18 protein-coding genes are annotated in these 15,005 nt (G+C 65.8%); 8 read left to right on the top strand and 10 right to left on the bottom strand.

Translation table 11 applies throughout. From position 1 onward, the window contains the following. Positions 1-109: 109 nt before the first annotated feature. From pheS to pyk, 6 genes are all read right to left on the bottom strand, one after another. A complete protein-coding gene (gene pheS / locus ACEYYA_RS12810; RefSeq protein WP_374801251.1) occupies positions 110-1,192 on the bottom strand; it encodes a phenylalanine--tRNA ligase subunit alpha in 1,083 nt (360 codons plus the stop codon). 73 nt (positions 1,193-1,265) lie between these two features. Next, positions 1,266-2,681 carry an alanine/glycine:cation symporter family protein gene (locus ACEYYA_RS12805; RefSeq protein WP_374801249.1) on the bottom strand — a complete coding sequence of 472 codons (1,416 nt, stop codon included), beginning with the start codon at positions 2,679-2,681 and terminating at the stop codon, positions 1,266-1,268. Between the two features lie 120 nt (positions 2,682-2,801). Continuing rightward, on the bottom strand, positions 2,802-3,161 hold the full coding sequence (gene rplT, locus ACEYYA_RS12800) for a 50S ribosomal protein L20 (RefSeq protein WP_374801247.1): 360 nt from the start codon (positions 3,159-3,161) through the stop codon (positions 2,802-2,804). A gap of 12 nt (positions 3,162-3,173) precedes the next feature. Next, entirely contained in the window at positions 3,174-3,374 is a 201-nt protein-coding gene (gene rpmI, locus ACEYYA_RS12795; RefSeq protein WP_374801245.1) for a 50S ribosomal protein L35, read from the bottom strand. Positions 3,375-3,481: 107 nt separating this feature from the next. Further along, positions 3,482-3,886, bottom strand: coding sequence for a hypothetical protein (locus tag ACEYYA_RS12790; RefSeq protein WP_374801243.1), 405 nt, complete (start codon positions 3,884-3,886; stop codon positions 3,482-3,484). A gap of 37 nt (positions 3,887-3,923) precedes the next feature. Beyond that, entirely contained in the window at positions 3,924-5,369 is a 1,446-nt protein-coding gene (pyk, locus tag ACEYYA_RS12785; RefSeq protein ID WP_374801241.1) for a pyruvate kinase, read from the bottom strand. A 94-nt stretch (positions 5,370-5,463) separates the two neighbouring features. On the opposite strand from pyk, the gene ACEYYA_RS12780 reads away from it, so the two are divergent. After that, positions 5,464-6,216, top strand: coding sequence for an N-formylglutamate amidohydrolase (locus tag ACEYYA_RS12780; RefSeq protein ID WP_374801239.1), 753 nt, complete (start codon positions 5,464-5,466; stop codon positions 6,214-6,216). Positions 6,217-6,265: 49 nt separating this feature from the next. Here the strand turns inward: ACEYYA_RS12780 and ACEYYA_RS12775 are convergent, their stop codons facing one another. Beyond that, positions 6,266-7,864, bottom strand: a complete 1,599-nt coding sequence (locus tag ACEYYA_RS12775; RefSeq protein WP_374801237.1) for a phosphoenolpyruvate carboxykinase — start codon at positions 7,862-7,864, stop codon at positions 6,266-6,268. A 191-nt stretch (positions 7,865-8,055) separates the two neighbouring features. Here ACEYYA_RS12775 and ACEYYA_RS12770 point away from each other — a divergent pair, with 191 nt between their 5' ends. From ACEYYA_RS12770 to ACEYYA_RS12745, 6 genes are all read left to right on the top strand, one after another. Continuing rightward, positions 8,056-8,475, top strand: coding sequence for an HPr kinase/phosphorylase (locus tag ACEYYA_RS12770; RefSeq protein ID WP_374801235.1), 420 nt, complete (start codon positions 8,056-8,058; stop codon positions 8,473-8,475). Then, positions 8,472-9,431, top strand: a complete 960-nt coding sequence (gene rapZ / locus ACEYYA_RS12765) for an RNase adapter RapZ (protein WP_374801233.1) — start codon at positions 8,472-8,474, stop codon at positions 9,429-9,431. Before ACEYYA_RS12770 ends, rapZ begins: the two co-directional genes overlap by 4 nt. After that, positions 9,428-9,856: a PTS sugar transporter subunit IIA gene (locus tag ACEYYA_RS12760; RefSeq protein ID WP_374801231.1), complete on the top strand. Its 429-nt coding sequence runs from the start codon at positions 9,428-9,430 to the stop codon at positions 9,854-9,856. Before rapZ ends, ACEYYA_RS12760 begins: the two co-directional genes overlap by 4 nt. Continuing rightward, positions 9,853-10,122, top strand: a complete 270-nt coding sequence (locus ACEYYA_RS12755) for an HPr family phosphocarrier protein (protein WP_374801229.1) — start codon at positions 9,853-9,855, stop codon at positions 10,120-10,122. Before ACEYYA_RS12760 ends, ACEYYA_RS12755 begins: the two co-directional genes overlap by 4 nt. Before the next feature lie 2 nt (positions 10,123-10,124). Then, complete coding sequence (locus tag ACEYYA_RS12750; protein ID WP_374801227.1) at positions 10,125-10,769, top strand: TetR/AcrR family transcriptional regulator; 645 nt, start codon at positions 10,125-10,127, stop codon at positions 10,767-10,769. A 93-nt stretch (positions 10,770-10,862) separates the two neighbouring features. Next, positions 10,863-11,252 (top strand): DUF2852 domain-containing protein, encoded by a 390-nt coding sequence (locus ACEYYA_RS12745; RefSeq protein WP_374801225.1) that lies wholly within the window; start codon positions 10,863-10,865, stop codon positions 11,250-11,252. A 38-nt stretch (positions 11,253-11,290) separates the two neighbouring features. Here the strand turns inward: ACEYYA_RS12745 and ACEYYA_RS12740 are convergent, their stop codons facing one another. The 3 genes from ACEYYA_RS12740 to ACEYYA_RS12730 form a co-directional block, all read right to left on the bottom strand. After that, positions 11,291-11,452, bottom strand: a complete 162-nt coding sequence (locus ACEYYA_RS12740) for a hypothetical protein (protein WP_374801223.1) — start codon at positions 11,450-11,452, stop codon at positions 11,291-11,293. A 98-nt stretch (positions 11,453-11,550) separates the two neighbouring features. After that, positions 11,551-11,886 carry a dioxygenase family protein gene (locus tag ACEYYA_RS12735; RefSeq protein ID WP_374801221.1) on the bottom strand — a complete coding sequence of 112 codons (336 nt, stop codon included), beginning with the start codon at positions 11,884-11,886 and terminating at the stop codon, positions 11,551-11,553. A gap of 990 nt (positions 11,887-12,876) precedes the next feature. Further along, complete coding sequence (locus ACEYYA_RS12730; RefSeq protein WP_374801219.1) at positions 12,877-13,836, bottom strand: L-malyl-CoA/beta-methylmalyl-CoA lyase; 960 nt, start codon at positions 13,834-13,836, stop codon at positions 12,877-12,879. 132 nt (positions 13,837-13,968) lie between these two features. Here ACEYYA_RS12730 and ACEYYA_RS12725 point away from each other — a divergent pair, with 132 nt between their 5' ends. After that, a complete protein-coding gene (locus ACEYYA_RS12725; protein WP_374801217.1) occupies positions 13,969-14,829 on the top strand; it encodes a D-amino-acid transaminase in 861 nt (286 codons plus the stop codon). Positions 14,830-15,005: the final 176 nt, after the last annotated feature.

Below are 15,005 nucleotides of genomic sequence, written 5' to 3'. Positions count from 1 at the left end.
AAGGTTGCTCATGATCCAGTCTCCTTGCGGAGCGTGAATCAGGCCGCATCCAAAAGATCAATGGGTCCTGACCCTAGGGGCAATGCCCTGCGAGCTTAGCACTTGGTATTTACCGCGACAGCCCCCCCGCCACACTCGGCACGTCCCCCGCAGCAAACCCATAATGCCGCAGCCACCTCAAATCGCTTTCAAAGAACGCGCGCAGGTCGGGGATGCCGTATTTCAGCATCGCGATCCGGTCGATGCCCATGCCGAAGGCGAAGCCCTGCCATTCGGTCGGGTCGATGCCGCCCGCGGCCAGCACCTTGGGGTGGACCATGCCCGAGCCGAGGATTTCCAGCCAGCTGTTGCCCTCGCCGATCTTCAGGGTGCCGCCCTCCCACGAACAGCGGATGTCGACCTCGGCCGAGGGTTCGGTGAAGGGGAAGTGGCTGGCGCGGAAGCGCAGCTCGACCTGATCGACCTCGAAGAAGGCGCGGCAGAACTCCTCCAGCGTCCATTTCAGGTTGGCCATGGAAATGTCGCGGCCGATGGCCAGGCCCTCGACCTGGTGGAACATCGGCGTGTGGGTCTGGTCCATGTCCATGCGATAGACGCGGCCCGGCGCGATCACGCGGATCGGCGCGCCAGTCGTCTGCATGGCGCGGATCTGCACCGGGCTGGTGTGGGTGCGAAGGACATGCGGCGGGCGGGCGTCGCCCGGATCGCGGGCCATGAAGAACGTGTCGTGTTCCTGCCGCGCGGGGTGTTCAGGGGCGATGTTCAGCGCGTCGAAATTGAACCAGTCGCTTTCGACCTGCGGGCCTTCGGCGACGGAAAAGCCCATGTCGGCGAAGATCGCGGTGACCTCCTCGGTAACCTGGCTGATCGGGTGGATGGTGCCCTGACGGCGCGGACGGCCCGGAAGGGTGACGTCCAGCCATTCGGCACGCAGCCGCGCATCCAGCGCGGCATCGGCCAAAGCGGCCTTCTTGGCGCGCAGCGCGGCGTCGATTTCGTCTTTCAGCACGTTGAAGGCAGCACCGGCGGCCTTGCGGTCCTCGGGGGCCATCTTGCCCAGACCGGCCATCAACGCCGAGATCTCGCCCTTTTTGCCAAGCGCGGCCAGGCGCACGTCCTCAAGCGCGGCTTCGTCGTCGGCGGCGTTCACGCGATCCAGATAACGGGCGCGAAGGGCGGAAAGATCGGACATGCGGGCCTCCTGCAAATGCCCGGATCGGTTAGCATGGCGCGGGCGGTTGGGAAAGCCGCCCGCGCCGGTTTCGTCAGTTCCAGATGTCGTGTTTCACGCCGGGCGCGATGCCGGGGTGCTGGGCGATGTGGAACTCGGGCTGCTGGCCACGCTTGCGTTGCGCGATGTAATCGCGGGTCACATGCACGACCGTGCCCGACAGCGCGACGATGGCGATCAGGTTGATCGAGGCCATCAGCCCCATGCTGGCATCGGCAAAGTCGAACACCGTGCCGACCGCCTGGATCGCGCCCCACACCACCATCAGAACAGCGATGACGCGCAGGCCCAGGATGCCGGTCTTGCCCGCCCCCAGATAGACCAGTGCGTTTTCAGCATAGGTGTAATTGCCGATGATCGAGGTGAAGGCGAAGAAAAAGATCGCCAGTGCCACGAAGATATGGCCGAACGCGCCAAAATGTTCACCAAGCGCCGCCTGAGTCAGGTTCACCCCGGTCAGCTGATCCGAGGGGATGGCGTCCGACAACAGGATCATCACGGCGGTCGCGGTGCAGACCAGGATCGTGTCGATGAACACGCCCAGCGCCTGCACGAAGCCCTGCGCCGAGGGGTGATGCGGGTCGGGGATCGCCACGGCGGCGATGTTGGGGGCGGACCCCATCCCGGCCTCGTTCGAGAACAGCCCGCGCTTGACGCCGTTCAGCATCGCCGCGGCGATGCCGCCGCTGACGCCGCCCACGGCCTCTTGCAGGCCAAAGGCCGATCGCACGATGCCGCCCAGGATCGCGGGAACCTCGGTGATGTGGACGGCCAGAACGTAGAAGGCGGCCAGCAGATAGGCGCCCGCCATGAACGGCACCACCATCGCCGCGACACGGGCGATCTGCGGAATGCCGCCGAAGATGATGACGCCCGACAGCGCCGCCACGGCAAGGCCGACGATCCATTTTTCAACGCCGAAAGCGCCGTTGGCGGCCTCGGCGATCGAGTTCGCCTGAACCGCGTTGAAGATCAGGCCGAAGGACAGGATCAGCGCGACCGAGAAGATCGCGGCCAGCCAGGGCATCCCCAAGCCGCGCGCGATGTAATAGGCGGGGCCGCCGCGATACATGCCATCGGGACCATGGGTCTTGTAAAGCTGCGCCAGCGTCGATTCGGCATAGGCGGTGGCCATCCCGACCAGCGCCACCATCCACATCCAGAAGATCGCGCCCGGACCGCCCAGAGTCAGCGCGATGGCCACGCCGGCGATGTTGCCGGTGCCGACGCGGCTGGCCAGGCTGACGGTCAGCGCCTGGAACGGGCTGATGCCGTCATTGTCCTTGACGCCCGATCCGACGACGCAGCGCCACATCTCACCGAAATGCAGGATCTGGATGAAGCCCAGCCGAATGGTGAAATAGATCCCCACGGCCAGCAGGCCATAGATCAGGATATATCCCCAGAAGATGTTGTTCAGAAAGCCGATCACATTGGTCAGGATGTCCACGGCGGTCCCCCTTTCTTGTTCGCGCTCACAGCGCGGTGAGCACAGCGTTATCGCCTTTGCGGGCAAAGAAAAACCCCGCCTGTGACAGGCGGGGTCGATCCCTTGGCACGGGCTGCGCGATCAGGCGGCAGCGCGGGCCTTTTCGACGATGGCGTTGAACGCCGCCGGTTCATGCACGGCCAGATCGGCCAGAACCTTGCGATCCACCTCGATCCCGGCTTTCGCCAGCAGGTTGATGAAGCGCGAATAGGTCATTTCGGCGTCGAAGGCGCGGACAGCAGCGTTGATGCGCTGGATCCACAGGGCGCGGAAGTTGCGCTTGCGGGCCTTGCGGTCGCGGGTCGCATACTGGTTGGCCTTGTCGACGGCCTGGGTCGCGGTGCGGAAGTTGCGCGAACGGGCGCTGTAATAGCCCTTGGCAGCCTTCAGAACCTTCTTGTGGCGGGCATGGGTGACCTTGCCGGATTTAACGCGGGACATGTTTCAGGCTCCTCAGCGGTCGTAGGGCATGTATTTCTTGACGATTTTCGCATCCGAATCGGACAGGATCATGGTCCCCGTCGTTTCGCGGATGAACTTCGTCGAGCGTTTGATCATGCCGTGACGCTTGCCGGCCGGGCCTGCCTTGACCTTGCCGGTTGCCGTCATCGAGAACCGCTTTTTGGCGGCCGATTTGGTCTTCATCTTGGGCATTTCCATCTCCTTCGTCAGGACGGGTATTGACGCGACTCGGCATGCCACATTGGCCGGACGCGCGGGTTGAAGCGCGCCCTATAGCGGGCGCAAGGGGGTTTGGCAAGTCAGTTGCCGGACGGGGTGGCCGTGGCGCCGATCGGCGGGGCGTCCAGACGCGGGCCATCGGCGGGATTTTGACCCACGGCGGCGGGCGGGGTCACGGCCGGGGCAGGTTCGGGCGCGGGCGCGGCTTCAGAGGCGGGCGCCGGTTCGGGCGCGGCGTTCGGCACCTCGGTCGCGCGGTCCAGGCCCGATTGCGACATCAGCCGCGACAGGGCCGAAGGGATGTCGGCGGGCGCAAAGGGCTGCGGGTTCACAAAGGCCGCCGCGACCAGCGCGACGATGCCCAGCACCAGCGCGCGGGCGGCGTTCACCGGCGCGCGGCTTTGCGCCAGCGAGACCACGGCCAGAACGACCGACAGCGCGCACAGCGCGACACCGGCCAGAATAAGCAGATCATGCAGCAGCATCGCCGCCCCCTTTCATCCCATCAATCACAGGGGCGATTTATTCCGGGTCGGTGCGATAGATCAACCGTTCGTCACAGGGCGCGACGCGAAGAATGTTGGTCGTGCCCTGCACGTTGAACGGCACCCCGGCGATGACCACGATCTGCTGGTTCTCATCGGCGAAACCGAAATCGCGGGCGGCGCGGGCGGCGTTGACCACGGCCTGCTTGAAGCGCTCAAGCTCTTCGGTCTGCACGCAATGGGTGCCCCAGTTCAGGCACAGCTTGCGCAGCGCGCTGCGGGTGGGCGACAGTGCGATGATCGGCACGCGCGGACGCTCGCGCGCGACCAGCGCCACGGTCTTGCCCGACTGGGTAAAGCAGCAGATCGCGGCGATGTCGGTGGTTTCTGCGATCTCGCGCGCGGCGGCGACGATGCCGTCGGCGACGGTCTGGCGCTTGGCGGTTCGGCTGGCCTCGATGATGTCGCGATAGGTCGGGTCGCTTTCGACGCTGATCGCGACGTTGTTCATCGTGCTGACCGCTTCGATCGGGTAACGCCCGGCGGCGGATTCCGCCGACAGCATCACCGCATCCGCACCCTCATAGATGGCGGTGGCGACGTCGCTGACCTCGGCGCGGGTGGGCATCGGGCTTTCGATCATCGATTCCAGCATCTGCGTGGCGACGATCACCGGCTTGGCCGCGGCGCGGCAGGCGCGGACCAGACGTTTCTGGATCGGCGGCACGGCGTGAACCGGCAGTTCCACCCCCAGATCGCCGCGCGCCACCATGATGCCGTCACTGACCGCCAGAATCTCGGGGAAGGCGCGGACGGCGGCGGGCTTTTCGATCTTCGACAGCACGGCGGCGCGACCGCGCGCCAGGGTCTTGGCCTCGGTCACATCCTCGGGGCGCTGCACAAACGACAAGGCCAGCCAGTCGACGCCCAGCTCGCAGGCGAACTCAAGATCGTCACGGTCCTTGTCGGACAGCGCCGCCAGCGGCAGCACCACATCGGGCACGTTCACGCCCTTGCGGTTGGAAATCGTGCCGCCGACCGTCACCGTGCAATCTGCGAAATCGGCGCCGCAGGCATCGACGCGCAGGCGGATCTTGCCATCATTGACCAGAAGTTCGGAGCCCGGTTCCAGCGCCGCGAAAATCTCGGGGTGGGGAAGGTTGACGCGGTGCCCCTCACCCGGCGCGGGGTCGAGGTCAAAGCGGAAGGGCTGGCCTTCCTCAAGATCGGCGGCGCCGGCGGCAAAGGTGCCGACGCGCAGTTTCGGCCCCTGAAGGTCGGCCAGAATGGCGATCGGGCGGCCAAGGTCGGTCTCGATCTGACGGATGATCGCGTGGCGCGCGGCCTGATCGGCATGGGTGCCATGGCTCATGTTCAGGCGGAACACATCGGCCCCCGCCTCGAACAGGGCGCGGATCGTGTCGTAATCGGACGATGCCGGGCCAAGGGTGGCGACGATCTTGACGTTACGCTGGCGTCTCATGATGCTGTTTTCCCGTGATTTGCGCCTGTATTGCCGATTTTGGACGCGACGGCAACTAGCGCTAACATGAACAACGACCAATGGATAACAGGCCATGCACGACGCGGCGATGACAGGCGCCTTTCACATTCATGGCGCGGGGCGCGACAGCCGCTGGCTGGTGACCTGCGATCACGCAAGCAACCGGGTGCCCGACTGGGTGGCGGGCGGTGATCTGGGGATCGCGCCCGCGGATATGGCGCGCCACATCGCCTATGATGTCGGCGCCGCTGGGCTAAGCCGCGCCCTGGCCGACCGGCTGGGGGCGCCTGCGATCCTGTCGGATTTCTCGCGTCTGGTGATCGACCCTAACCGGGGCGAGGATGACCCGACGCTGATCATGCGGCTGTATGACGGAACGGTGATCCCGGCGAACCGGCGGCTGGACGCAGCGGGTGCGCAGGCGCGGCTGGACCGGCTGCACCGCCCCTATCACGCGGCACTGGCGGTGCTGGCGGGGCAGCGCGACGACCGGGCGATCTGCGCCATCCACAGTTTTACCCCGCAGTTGCAGGGCCGCCCGCCGCGCCCCTGGCAGGTGGCGGTGCTGCACTCGCATCGCGACAGCCGTCTGGCGTTGCCGCTGATCGACCGGCTGCGCGGCATGGGGTTCTGCGTGGGCGACAACCAGCCCTATAACGGCCATCTGGAGGGCGATTCCATTGATCGTCACGCTTTGGCGACCGGCCGCCCGAATGTGCTGATCGAGCTGCGCAACGATCTGATCGCAACCCCCGAGGGGCAGGCAGCCTGGGCCATCACACTGGCCCGCGCGCTGGACGGCCTGCTGGAGGCCGCCGGTCTGTAACGCCAAAGGCCGGGCGCGTGGCCCGGCCTTTGCGTACTATCCCAAGGCCTTAGCCGATGGCGGCGGTTTTCACGTCCTGATCGACGAAGGGCAGATACTGGGCAAAGTTGTCGGCGAACATCTTGACCAGCTTCTGCGCCTGCGCGTCATAGGCGGCCTTGTCGGCCCAGGTGTCGCGCGGGTTCAGCAGGGTGGTGTCGACGCCCGGAACCTCGACCGGAACCTCAAACCCGAAGTTCGGATCCTTGCGGAAGGTGACCTTGTTCAGCGATCCATCCAGCGCGGCGTGCAGCAGCGCGCGGGTGGCCTTGATCGGCATCCGCTTGCCGGTGCCGTAAGCGCCGCCCGACCAGCCGGTGTTCACCAGCCAGCAGGTCGCGCCGTGCTGGGCGATCTTTTCCTGCAACAGCTTGCCATAGACCTCGGGGCGGCGCGGCATGAAGGGCGCGCCGAAACAGGTCGAGAAGGTCGGGATCGGCTCGGTCACGCCGACCTCGGTGCCCGGGGTCTTGGCGGTGAAGCCCGACAGGAAGTGATACATCGCCTGTGCCGGGGTCAGCCGCGCGATCGGCGGCAGCACGCCGTAAGCATCGCAGGTCAGCATCACCACATTGCCCGGATTCCCGCCCAGCGAGGTTTCCGACGCGTTCGAGATATAGTCCAGCGGATAGGCGCAGCGGGTGTTCTCGGTCAGGCTGGAATCGGCGAAATCCAGTTCCAGCGTGTCGGGATCGAACACCATGTTTTCCACCACCGTCCCGAACTTCGAGGTGGTCGCATAGATTTCCGGTTCCGCCGTGGCCGACAGGTTGATGGTCTTGGCGTAGCAGCCGCCTTCAAAGTTGAAGATGCCCTTGTCGGACCAGCCATGTTCGTCATCACCGATCAGCGTGCGGCTGGCATCGGCCGACAGCGTGGTCTTGCCGGTGCCCGACAGGCCAAAGAACACCGCGCTGTCATCGGGGTTGCCGATGGCGTGGTTGGCGCTGCAATGCATCGCCATGATGCCCTTGCCCGGCAGGATATAGTTCAGCAGCGTGAACACCGATTTCTTGTTCTCACCGGCATAGGCGGTGTTGGCGATCAGGATCAGCTTCTTGGTCAGGTTCAGCGCGATCACCGTTTCCGACCGGCAGCCATGCCGTTCGGGATCGGCCTTGAAGCTGGGGCAGTTGATGATCGTGTATTCCGGCACGAATGTCGCCAGTTCCTCGGCCTTGGGGCGGCGCAGCATGTGGCGGATGAACAACCCGTGCCAGGCCAGTTCCGTCACGACCCGCACATCCAGCCGGTTCTCGGGATCGGCGCCGCCGAACAGATCCTGAACGTAGTAATCCTTGCCCTTCATATGGGCCAGCATGTCGGCGTGCAGCCGATCAAAGGCAGCCGGGTCCATCGGCTTGTTGTTGTCCCACCAGATCGTGTCCTCGACCTCGGGGGTGCGGACCACGAACTTGTCCTTGGGCGACCGGCCGGTGTGCTTGCCGGTGGTGCAGTAAAAGGCACCGCCCTTGCCCAGCGTCCCCTCGCCCGCCGCAAGGGCCGCCTGCACCAGCGCCGGTTCGATCAGGTTGTAATGGACCTTGCCCAGGCCGGTGATGCCCTGGTCCTCAAGACGCTGTTTGGGGTTGACGCGTGCGGTGGTCATGTTCGTTCTCCCGGCGGGGTTGGGATGCGCGGTCGCGCGGCAGTGCAGCATCGCTGCATGGGTCAGCCTATAACATCTCTTTTTCATGACGAAAGGGGATGCGGGCCGGGGTTAGCGCAACCAAGCCGGGGTTTGCGCTATCACCTTGGTCCGACTTGCGGAATGTCGCCCAAGGCGATCAAATCACGGTCATGACGCAGCCCACGGTTCACGCCACGACGGTTGCCTGGGACGGGCGCGGCCTGCTGATCCTGGGGCCGTCGGGATCTGGCAAATCGGCACTGGCGCTGCGGCTGATGGCACTGGGCGCGCGGCTGGTGGCGGATGATCGCACGGTGCTGGACCGGCGGGGCAACACGCTGTGGGCCAGCGCCCCCGACGCCACCCGTGGCCTGATCGAGGCGCGCGGCATCGGCATCCTGCGCGCCGCTGCGCTGCCATCCGCCCCGGTGGTGCTGGCCGTCGACCTGACACAACCCGAGGTCGAGCGACTGCCCCCCTGCCGGCACATCACCCTTCACGGCCTTGCGATTCCGCTTGTCTGGCGGGTGGATGCGTCCCATTTTGACAGCGGTCTGATACAGGTTCTAAAGGCAGGGCGCGCGGGGTGAGTGACGCAGAAAAGCCGGTTCAAAAGGTCGTTCTGGTCACCGGTCCCTCCGGTGCCGGGCGGTCGACGGCCATCCACGCGCTTGAGGATCTGGGCTATGAGGCGATCGACAACCTGCCTCTGTCGCTGATCCCGCGGCTGCTGGACGGGCCGGTGCTGACCCACCCCGTTGCCCTGGGCATCGACGTGCGCAACCGCGAGTTTTCGGCCACCGCCCTGATCGAGGCCATCGACCGGCTGACCCGCGATCCGATGGTGGATCTGGAACTGCTGTATCTGGATTGCAGCGTGACCGAGCTGATTCGCCGCTTTTCCGAGACCCGCCGCCGACATCCGATGGGCGACACGCCGGTGCAGGCGATCGAGGCCGAGATCGACCTTCTGGCCCCGATCCGGGTGCGCGCCGACGTGCTGATCGACACCAGCGGCCTGACCGTCCACGACCTGAAGGCCGAAATCGCGCATTGGTTTTCCGCCGGGGCGGGGCAGCGCATGGCGGTGTCGGTGCAGTCCTTTTCCTATAAGCGCGGGGTGCCGCGCGGGGTTGATCTGATGTTCGACGTGCGGTTTCTGGACAATCCGCATTGGGTGCCCGCGCTGCGCCCGCTGGATGGCCGCGACCCGGCCGTAGTCGCACATGTTCAGGCCGATCCGCGCTTTGACACCTGGTTCGGCAAGGTGCTTGACCTGATCACCTTCACCCTGCCCGCCCATCTGGATGAAGGCAAAGCGCATCTGTCGATCGGTTTTGGCTGCACCGGCGGCCAGCACCGGTCTGTTGCCGTTGCGGAAAAGATGGCAGCGGCGCTTGCGCAGGCGGGATGGCCGGTGTCAATAAGACACCGCGAACTGGAACGCCGCAGTGCAGCATCGGGTGCAGCATCAGGGGCTGCATCCAGCGCGGAATCGGCAGCCCCCGCGTCCGGCGCGGGTGCCACCTTGGGGGAACAGGTGTGATCGGAATCGTGATTGTCGCGCATGGTGGGTTGGCGCGGGAATATCGGGCGGCGGTCGAACATGTGGTCGGCGCGCAGCCGAACATGGCGACCATCGCCGTCGGCGCCGAGGACGACCGCGCCGCCAAGTCGCGCGAGATCGTCGAGGCCGCCGTCTCGGTCGATCAGGGCGACGGGGTGGTGGTGGTCAGCGACATCTTCGGCGGCTCGCCGTCGAACCTGTGCGCCTCGGCCTGCGCCTTTGAAAACCGCCGCTTTGTCTATGGTGCGAACCTGCCCTTGCTGATCAAGTTGGCGAAATCGCGCGCCCTGGCCATCGACGATGCGGTGGCGGCGGCGCTGCGGGCCGGGCATCAATACATGAACAGCTATGATCCCCGCAGCGAGGCATCGGCGGTTCAGGCAGGAAAGGCGGCAGCATCGTGACCACCCAGGTTTTGCGCATCGTGAATGAAAAGGGGCTGCATGCGCGGGCCTCGGCCAAGTTCGTGGAGACAGTTGAACGCTTTGATGCGCAGGCCAGCGTGGAACGCGACGGGATGGAGGTTTCGGGCGATTCGATCATGGGGCTGCTGATGCTGGGCGCCGCGCGCGGCACCGACATCACCGTCACCACCAGTGGCGCGCAGGCGGCCGAGCTGGCGCAGGCTTTGGCCGATCTGGTCGCCAGCTATTTTGGCGAGGGCGGGTAGGCGTGCCGGACGCTACCGGCCATGACTCCGGCCAGGATCCGGGCCGTCGCGGCTATCACCATGGCAATCTGCGGCAGGCGCTGGTCGATGCGGCGCTGGATCTGATCGCCGAAAAAGGCCCGACAGGCTTTACCCTGGCCGAGGCCGCGCGGCAGGCCGGGGTCTCGCCCGCCGCCCCCTATCGTCACTTCAAGGGCCGCGAGGATCTGATCGAGGAGGTCGCCCGCCAGGGCTTTGATCTGTTCACCGAACGGCTGTCCGCGGCCTTGGCCAACCAGCCGTCGCCGCTTGCCGCTTTTTCGGCGGCGGGGCGCGCCTATCTGGATTTCGCCCGCCAACAGCCCGGTCATTACATGGCGATGTTTGAATCTGGCCTCAGCGTTGCGGGCAATCCCGCGCTCGCCGCCGCCGCCGACCGGGCGCAGGCCGCGCTGATCGGTGGGGCCGAGGCACTGTTTTCGCATCTGCCCCCAGGCCAACGCCCGCCCGCCGGGATGGTCGCCAACCACATCTGGGCGCTGAGCCACGGCATTGTCGAATTGTTCACCCGTGGCAAGCCCGGCAGCCGCGCGCCCTTTTCCGCCGAGGATATGCTGGAATCCGGCACGCTGATCTATCTGCGCGGCCTGGGCCTGATTCCGCGCTGAGACCCGCGAAAAATCATCCGCGTCCCCCTTGAATACCCGCTTGCGGCACGCATCTATGTAAATGTGATTAACATTCACATCATGAGGGAAACAATGGACCTGACCACCGCCCACCCGCCGCGCCTGCGGCATTCGCCCTGGGACCACCTGCGCCACTGGGCCACGACCGCCCGCGACTGGCTGGACGCGCGCGGGCGCGGTGCCTGGCTGGCCGCGATGATCCTGGCCTTTGTCTTTGTCTGGCCGCTGGGGCTTGCCCTGCTGGCCTATATGATCTGGAGCAAACGCATGACCTGCAACCGCCACCGCCACAGCTTCCGCCGCCATGAGACCGGCAACGCCGCCTTCGACGCCTACCGCGCCGAGACCCTGCGTCGTCTGGAACAAGAGCGCGACGATTTCGTGGCCTTCCTGAATGAGCTGCGCCAGGCCAAGGACAAGGCCGAGTTCGATCAGTTCATGGCCCGCCGCGACCAGGCCTAAAAGACAGGACGGGCCGGGGTCTCCCCCGGCCCTGCCCGTTAGCCGCCCATCAGCCGACGCCACAGCCCGCCGCGTGGCGCGCGCGGGTCGGCCGTCAGATCGACCGGAATCGTGACCTGCCCCCGATAGCCGCGCTGCGGATCGCCGGTCAAAGCCAGCATCTGCTGCGCCAGCTGCTGGGGGTTGTTGTCGGCAAACACCTTGTCGCGCGACAGGCTGGTGCGGCCCAGATTGCGGGTGCCATTGGCATAGCGGGCATCCGCCGCACAGTCCGCCTGCGGCAGCGCGATCTGCGCGCTCAGGAGGGCGGCCTAACCCGAGACGGCCGCCTCGGCCTGCGGGACAGCTCGAAATGCAGATGCGGCCAGCGGCCGTCATAGCAGCCGGGAAAGATCGTGGTGAAGCGCACATGGCCCTGGTCATCCGCCACGCCGACGCCGCGCAGGAAATTGGCCTCGGGCAGGTCATACAGCGAATATTGCCCGATCGCGTCGCAATACCACAGATAGACCGCATGGCCGGCCAAAGGCGTGCAGCCCTTGGCGTCGACCAAGGTCAGGTCAAGATCCAGCACCAGCCCATCGGCCACGGGCGTCATTCCCGCAAAGGACGGGCGCAGATCCTGGCGCAGCACGCCGGCCTGGGTCAGCGCATTGACCGTCTGCCCGGCGCGCCTGTTGCTGCCACCGGCGGGGTAAGGCCCGGCCGTCTACCACGGGAGGGTGACGCAATCCATCGCCGCCGCCACCCCACCCGAGGCCGCAGCCAGCCCCAGCCCCCCAAGCCGCCCGACCACACCACGCCGCCCGATCATGCGCGGAAGGTCGTGGTGAAAGCCAAGGTCGTGATCGTCGTGCTGCGTCGTGCGGCGTTCCCTTTAATGCTCGAGGATCGCCTAACGCCCAGGCACGCGCAGTCCGTCGCGCACGGCAATCACCAGATGGTGAGCAACCGGGCAATCCGCGCCCGCTGCCGCGCAACCCGCGATTGCGTCAAGCCCGGCAAGATGGAAGGGCGCCGCGTGACAGCACCATCGTCACGCCGGTCGGAAGTGTCCAGCGGTGGTTTGGCAAGCCGGTCTACCCCATCCACCAGCAACCGCTGCCGACCCCCGCCGCGCGGCACAGGTCGCCGCTGACCGCCATGGCTGACACGGGCTGCAAGGCGCTCCAACAGCATTCGGCGGCCAAGGGCGTAGCGGCCGCCTGTGAGTGCCCTTACCTGCGTGACGCGGATACCCCGCCGCGCCCAGGCTGCGGTAACGCGCGCCAGACGCGGCGCGGCGGCCTTTGCAATCGCCCTGGATCGCCAGCTTTACCATCATGCAAAAGCCGACGACTCACGGCCTTGCCGCAATCCTGGCCGGATCAGCGCCCACGACCTCGCACCGACACGCCTCCGTCGGTCAGTGCCCGGCCTGTCGGCGCCCAGCCCGTCGGTGACCAGCCTATCTCGGTGACTAGCCTGTCAGTGCCCAGCTTGTCGGTGCCCAGCCTTGTCAGTACCCAGCTTGTCGGTGCTCAGCCTGTCACCTGCACCGCCCGCGCCCGACTATCGCAAATCCCCCGCAATGCTCATCCAGTCAGGCGTCAGCGCGTCGCAGGCGCCACCGCCCGGCAAGCCCCTAATGCGCGCCGATCATCTCGGCCTGACGGACGATCACCTCGGCCTGACGGATCGAGGCGATGTCGACCAATCGCCCCTTGTAGACTGCCGCACCGGCACCGGATTTCTTGGCCTCCTCCATCGCGGCCAGAATCTCGCGCGCTTCGGTCACCGCCTTTTCGGACGGGGTGAACACCTCATTCGCCAGCGCCACCTGCGAGGGGTGGATCGCCCATTTCCCAACCATGCCCAGCGTTGCCGACCGCAGCGCCTGGGCGCGGAAACCCTCGGGGTCGCTGAAATCCCCGAACGGCCCGTCGACAGGCAGGATGCCATGCGTCCGGCAGGCCGCGACGATCGCCGTCTGCGCCCAATGCCAGGGGTCAGACCAGTATTTCTGCCCCTCACGCCACATGTAATAGTTTTCCTGCGTCCCGCCGATCCCGGTGGTCTGCATCCCCATGCTGGCCGCGAAATCCGCCGCGCCCAGGCTCATCGCCTGCAACCGCGGGCTTGAGGCCGCGATCTCCTCGACATGGGCGATCCCGGCGGCGGTCTCGATAATGACCTCCAGGCTGATGCGTTTCGTCCGGCCTTTCGCCGCCTCGATGGCCGAAACCAGCGCATCAACCGCATAGACATCCGCCGCGCAGCCGACCTTGGGAATCATGATCTGGTCAATGCGTTCCGAACCCTCCTCCAGCAGTTCGACGACATCTCGATACCAGTAAGGTGTATCCAGACCGTTAATTCGGACCGAAAGATATTTGTTGCCCCAGTCGATCTCGTGGCTGGCGGTGATGATGTTGCGCCGGGCTTGCGCCTTGTCGTCAGGGGCGACCGAATCCTCCAGATCCAAGTTCACCACGTCCGCCGCGCTTCCCGCCATCTTGGCAAACAGCGCCGGGCGCGAGCCAGGCCCGAAAAGCTGGCAGCGGTTGGGGCGGGCGGGGGCTTGCGGCTGCACACGGAAGGACATCGGCACCTCGGGGTTAGAAAATTACGTTTCGCACTTGCAGCAAGCTGGAATATTGCGCGCGCAAAAACAAGCCGTGACTTGACGGCATCCGCCATCGGCGCGATCAAGCGCGGGCAACCGAAGGAGACCCCGATGACCCGCACCGTTTACGTCAATGGCGATTATCTTCCCGAAGACCAGGCCAAGGTGTCGGTGTTCGACCGGGGCTTTCTGATGTCCGACGCCGTGTATGAGGTGACCAGCGTGCTGGGCGGCAAGTTGATCGATTTCGCCGGCCATTGCCGCAGGCTGGATCGGTCGCTGCGCGAGCTGGACATGGTTAACCCGCACAGCGATGACGATTGGCTGGCGATCCACCGCGAGATGGTGTCGCGCAACGCCATCACCGACGGTCTGGTTTACCTTCAGGTGACGCGCGGCAACCCCGGCGATCGCGATTTTGCCTTTCCGTCGAAAGAAACCGCGCCGACCGTTGTTTTGTTTACGCAATCGAAACCCGGCCTCGCCGATAATCCGCAGGCGCGCAGCGGGCTGAAGGTCATTACGCTGGATGACCTTCGCTGGGCGCGGCGTGACATCAAGACGGTGCAACTGCTGTATCCGTCGATGGGCAAGATGGCGGCCAAGGCGGCGGGGGCTGACGACGCCTGGTTCGTTCAGGACGGGCTGGTGACCGAAGGCACCAGCAACAACGCCTATATCGTGACGGGCAAGAAGATCGTGACCCGCGCGCTGTCGAACGACATCCTGCACGGCATCACCCGCGCGGCCGTGCTGCGCTTTGCGCGCGAGGCGCAGTTCGAGGTCGAGGAGCGCAGCTTCACCGTCGATGAAGCGAAGGCGGCGGATGAGGCCTTCGTGACCTCGGCATCGGCCTTTGTGCTGCCGGTGGTGGCGATCGATGGCGCGCCAGTCGGCAGCGGCAGCGCCGGGCCGGTCGCGGCACGGCTTCGGGAAATCTACCTTGACGAAAGCCGCAAGGCGGCAGTGTAGCCAACCGGATAAGCGGCCGCCTGATGCCATGCGGCGCGGCCATGTTGTGCACCCCCATGCGGGGCAAGCATCCCTTTGCCAGGTCGCGGCTATGGGCTGGGGTGTCGGCGCATCCATCGGGTCAGTCGTCATCGGCCATGCCGACTTCGGTGATCCGCTGATCAACCAGAGTGCGC

This window comes from Paracoccus zhouxuedongae, from assembly GCF_041927815.1.
In the GTDB taxonomy this organism is placed as follows: domain Bacteria; phylum Pseudomonadota; class Alphaproteobacteria; order Rhodobacterales; family Rhodobacteraceae; genus Paracoccus.
The sequence above is the reverse complement of the archived record's forward strand: the minus strand, read 5'-3'. Positions and strand labels throughout refer to the sequence as shown.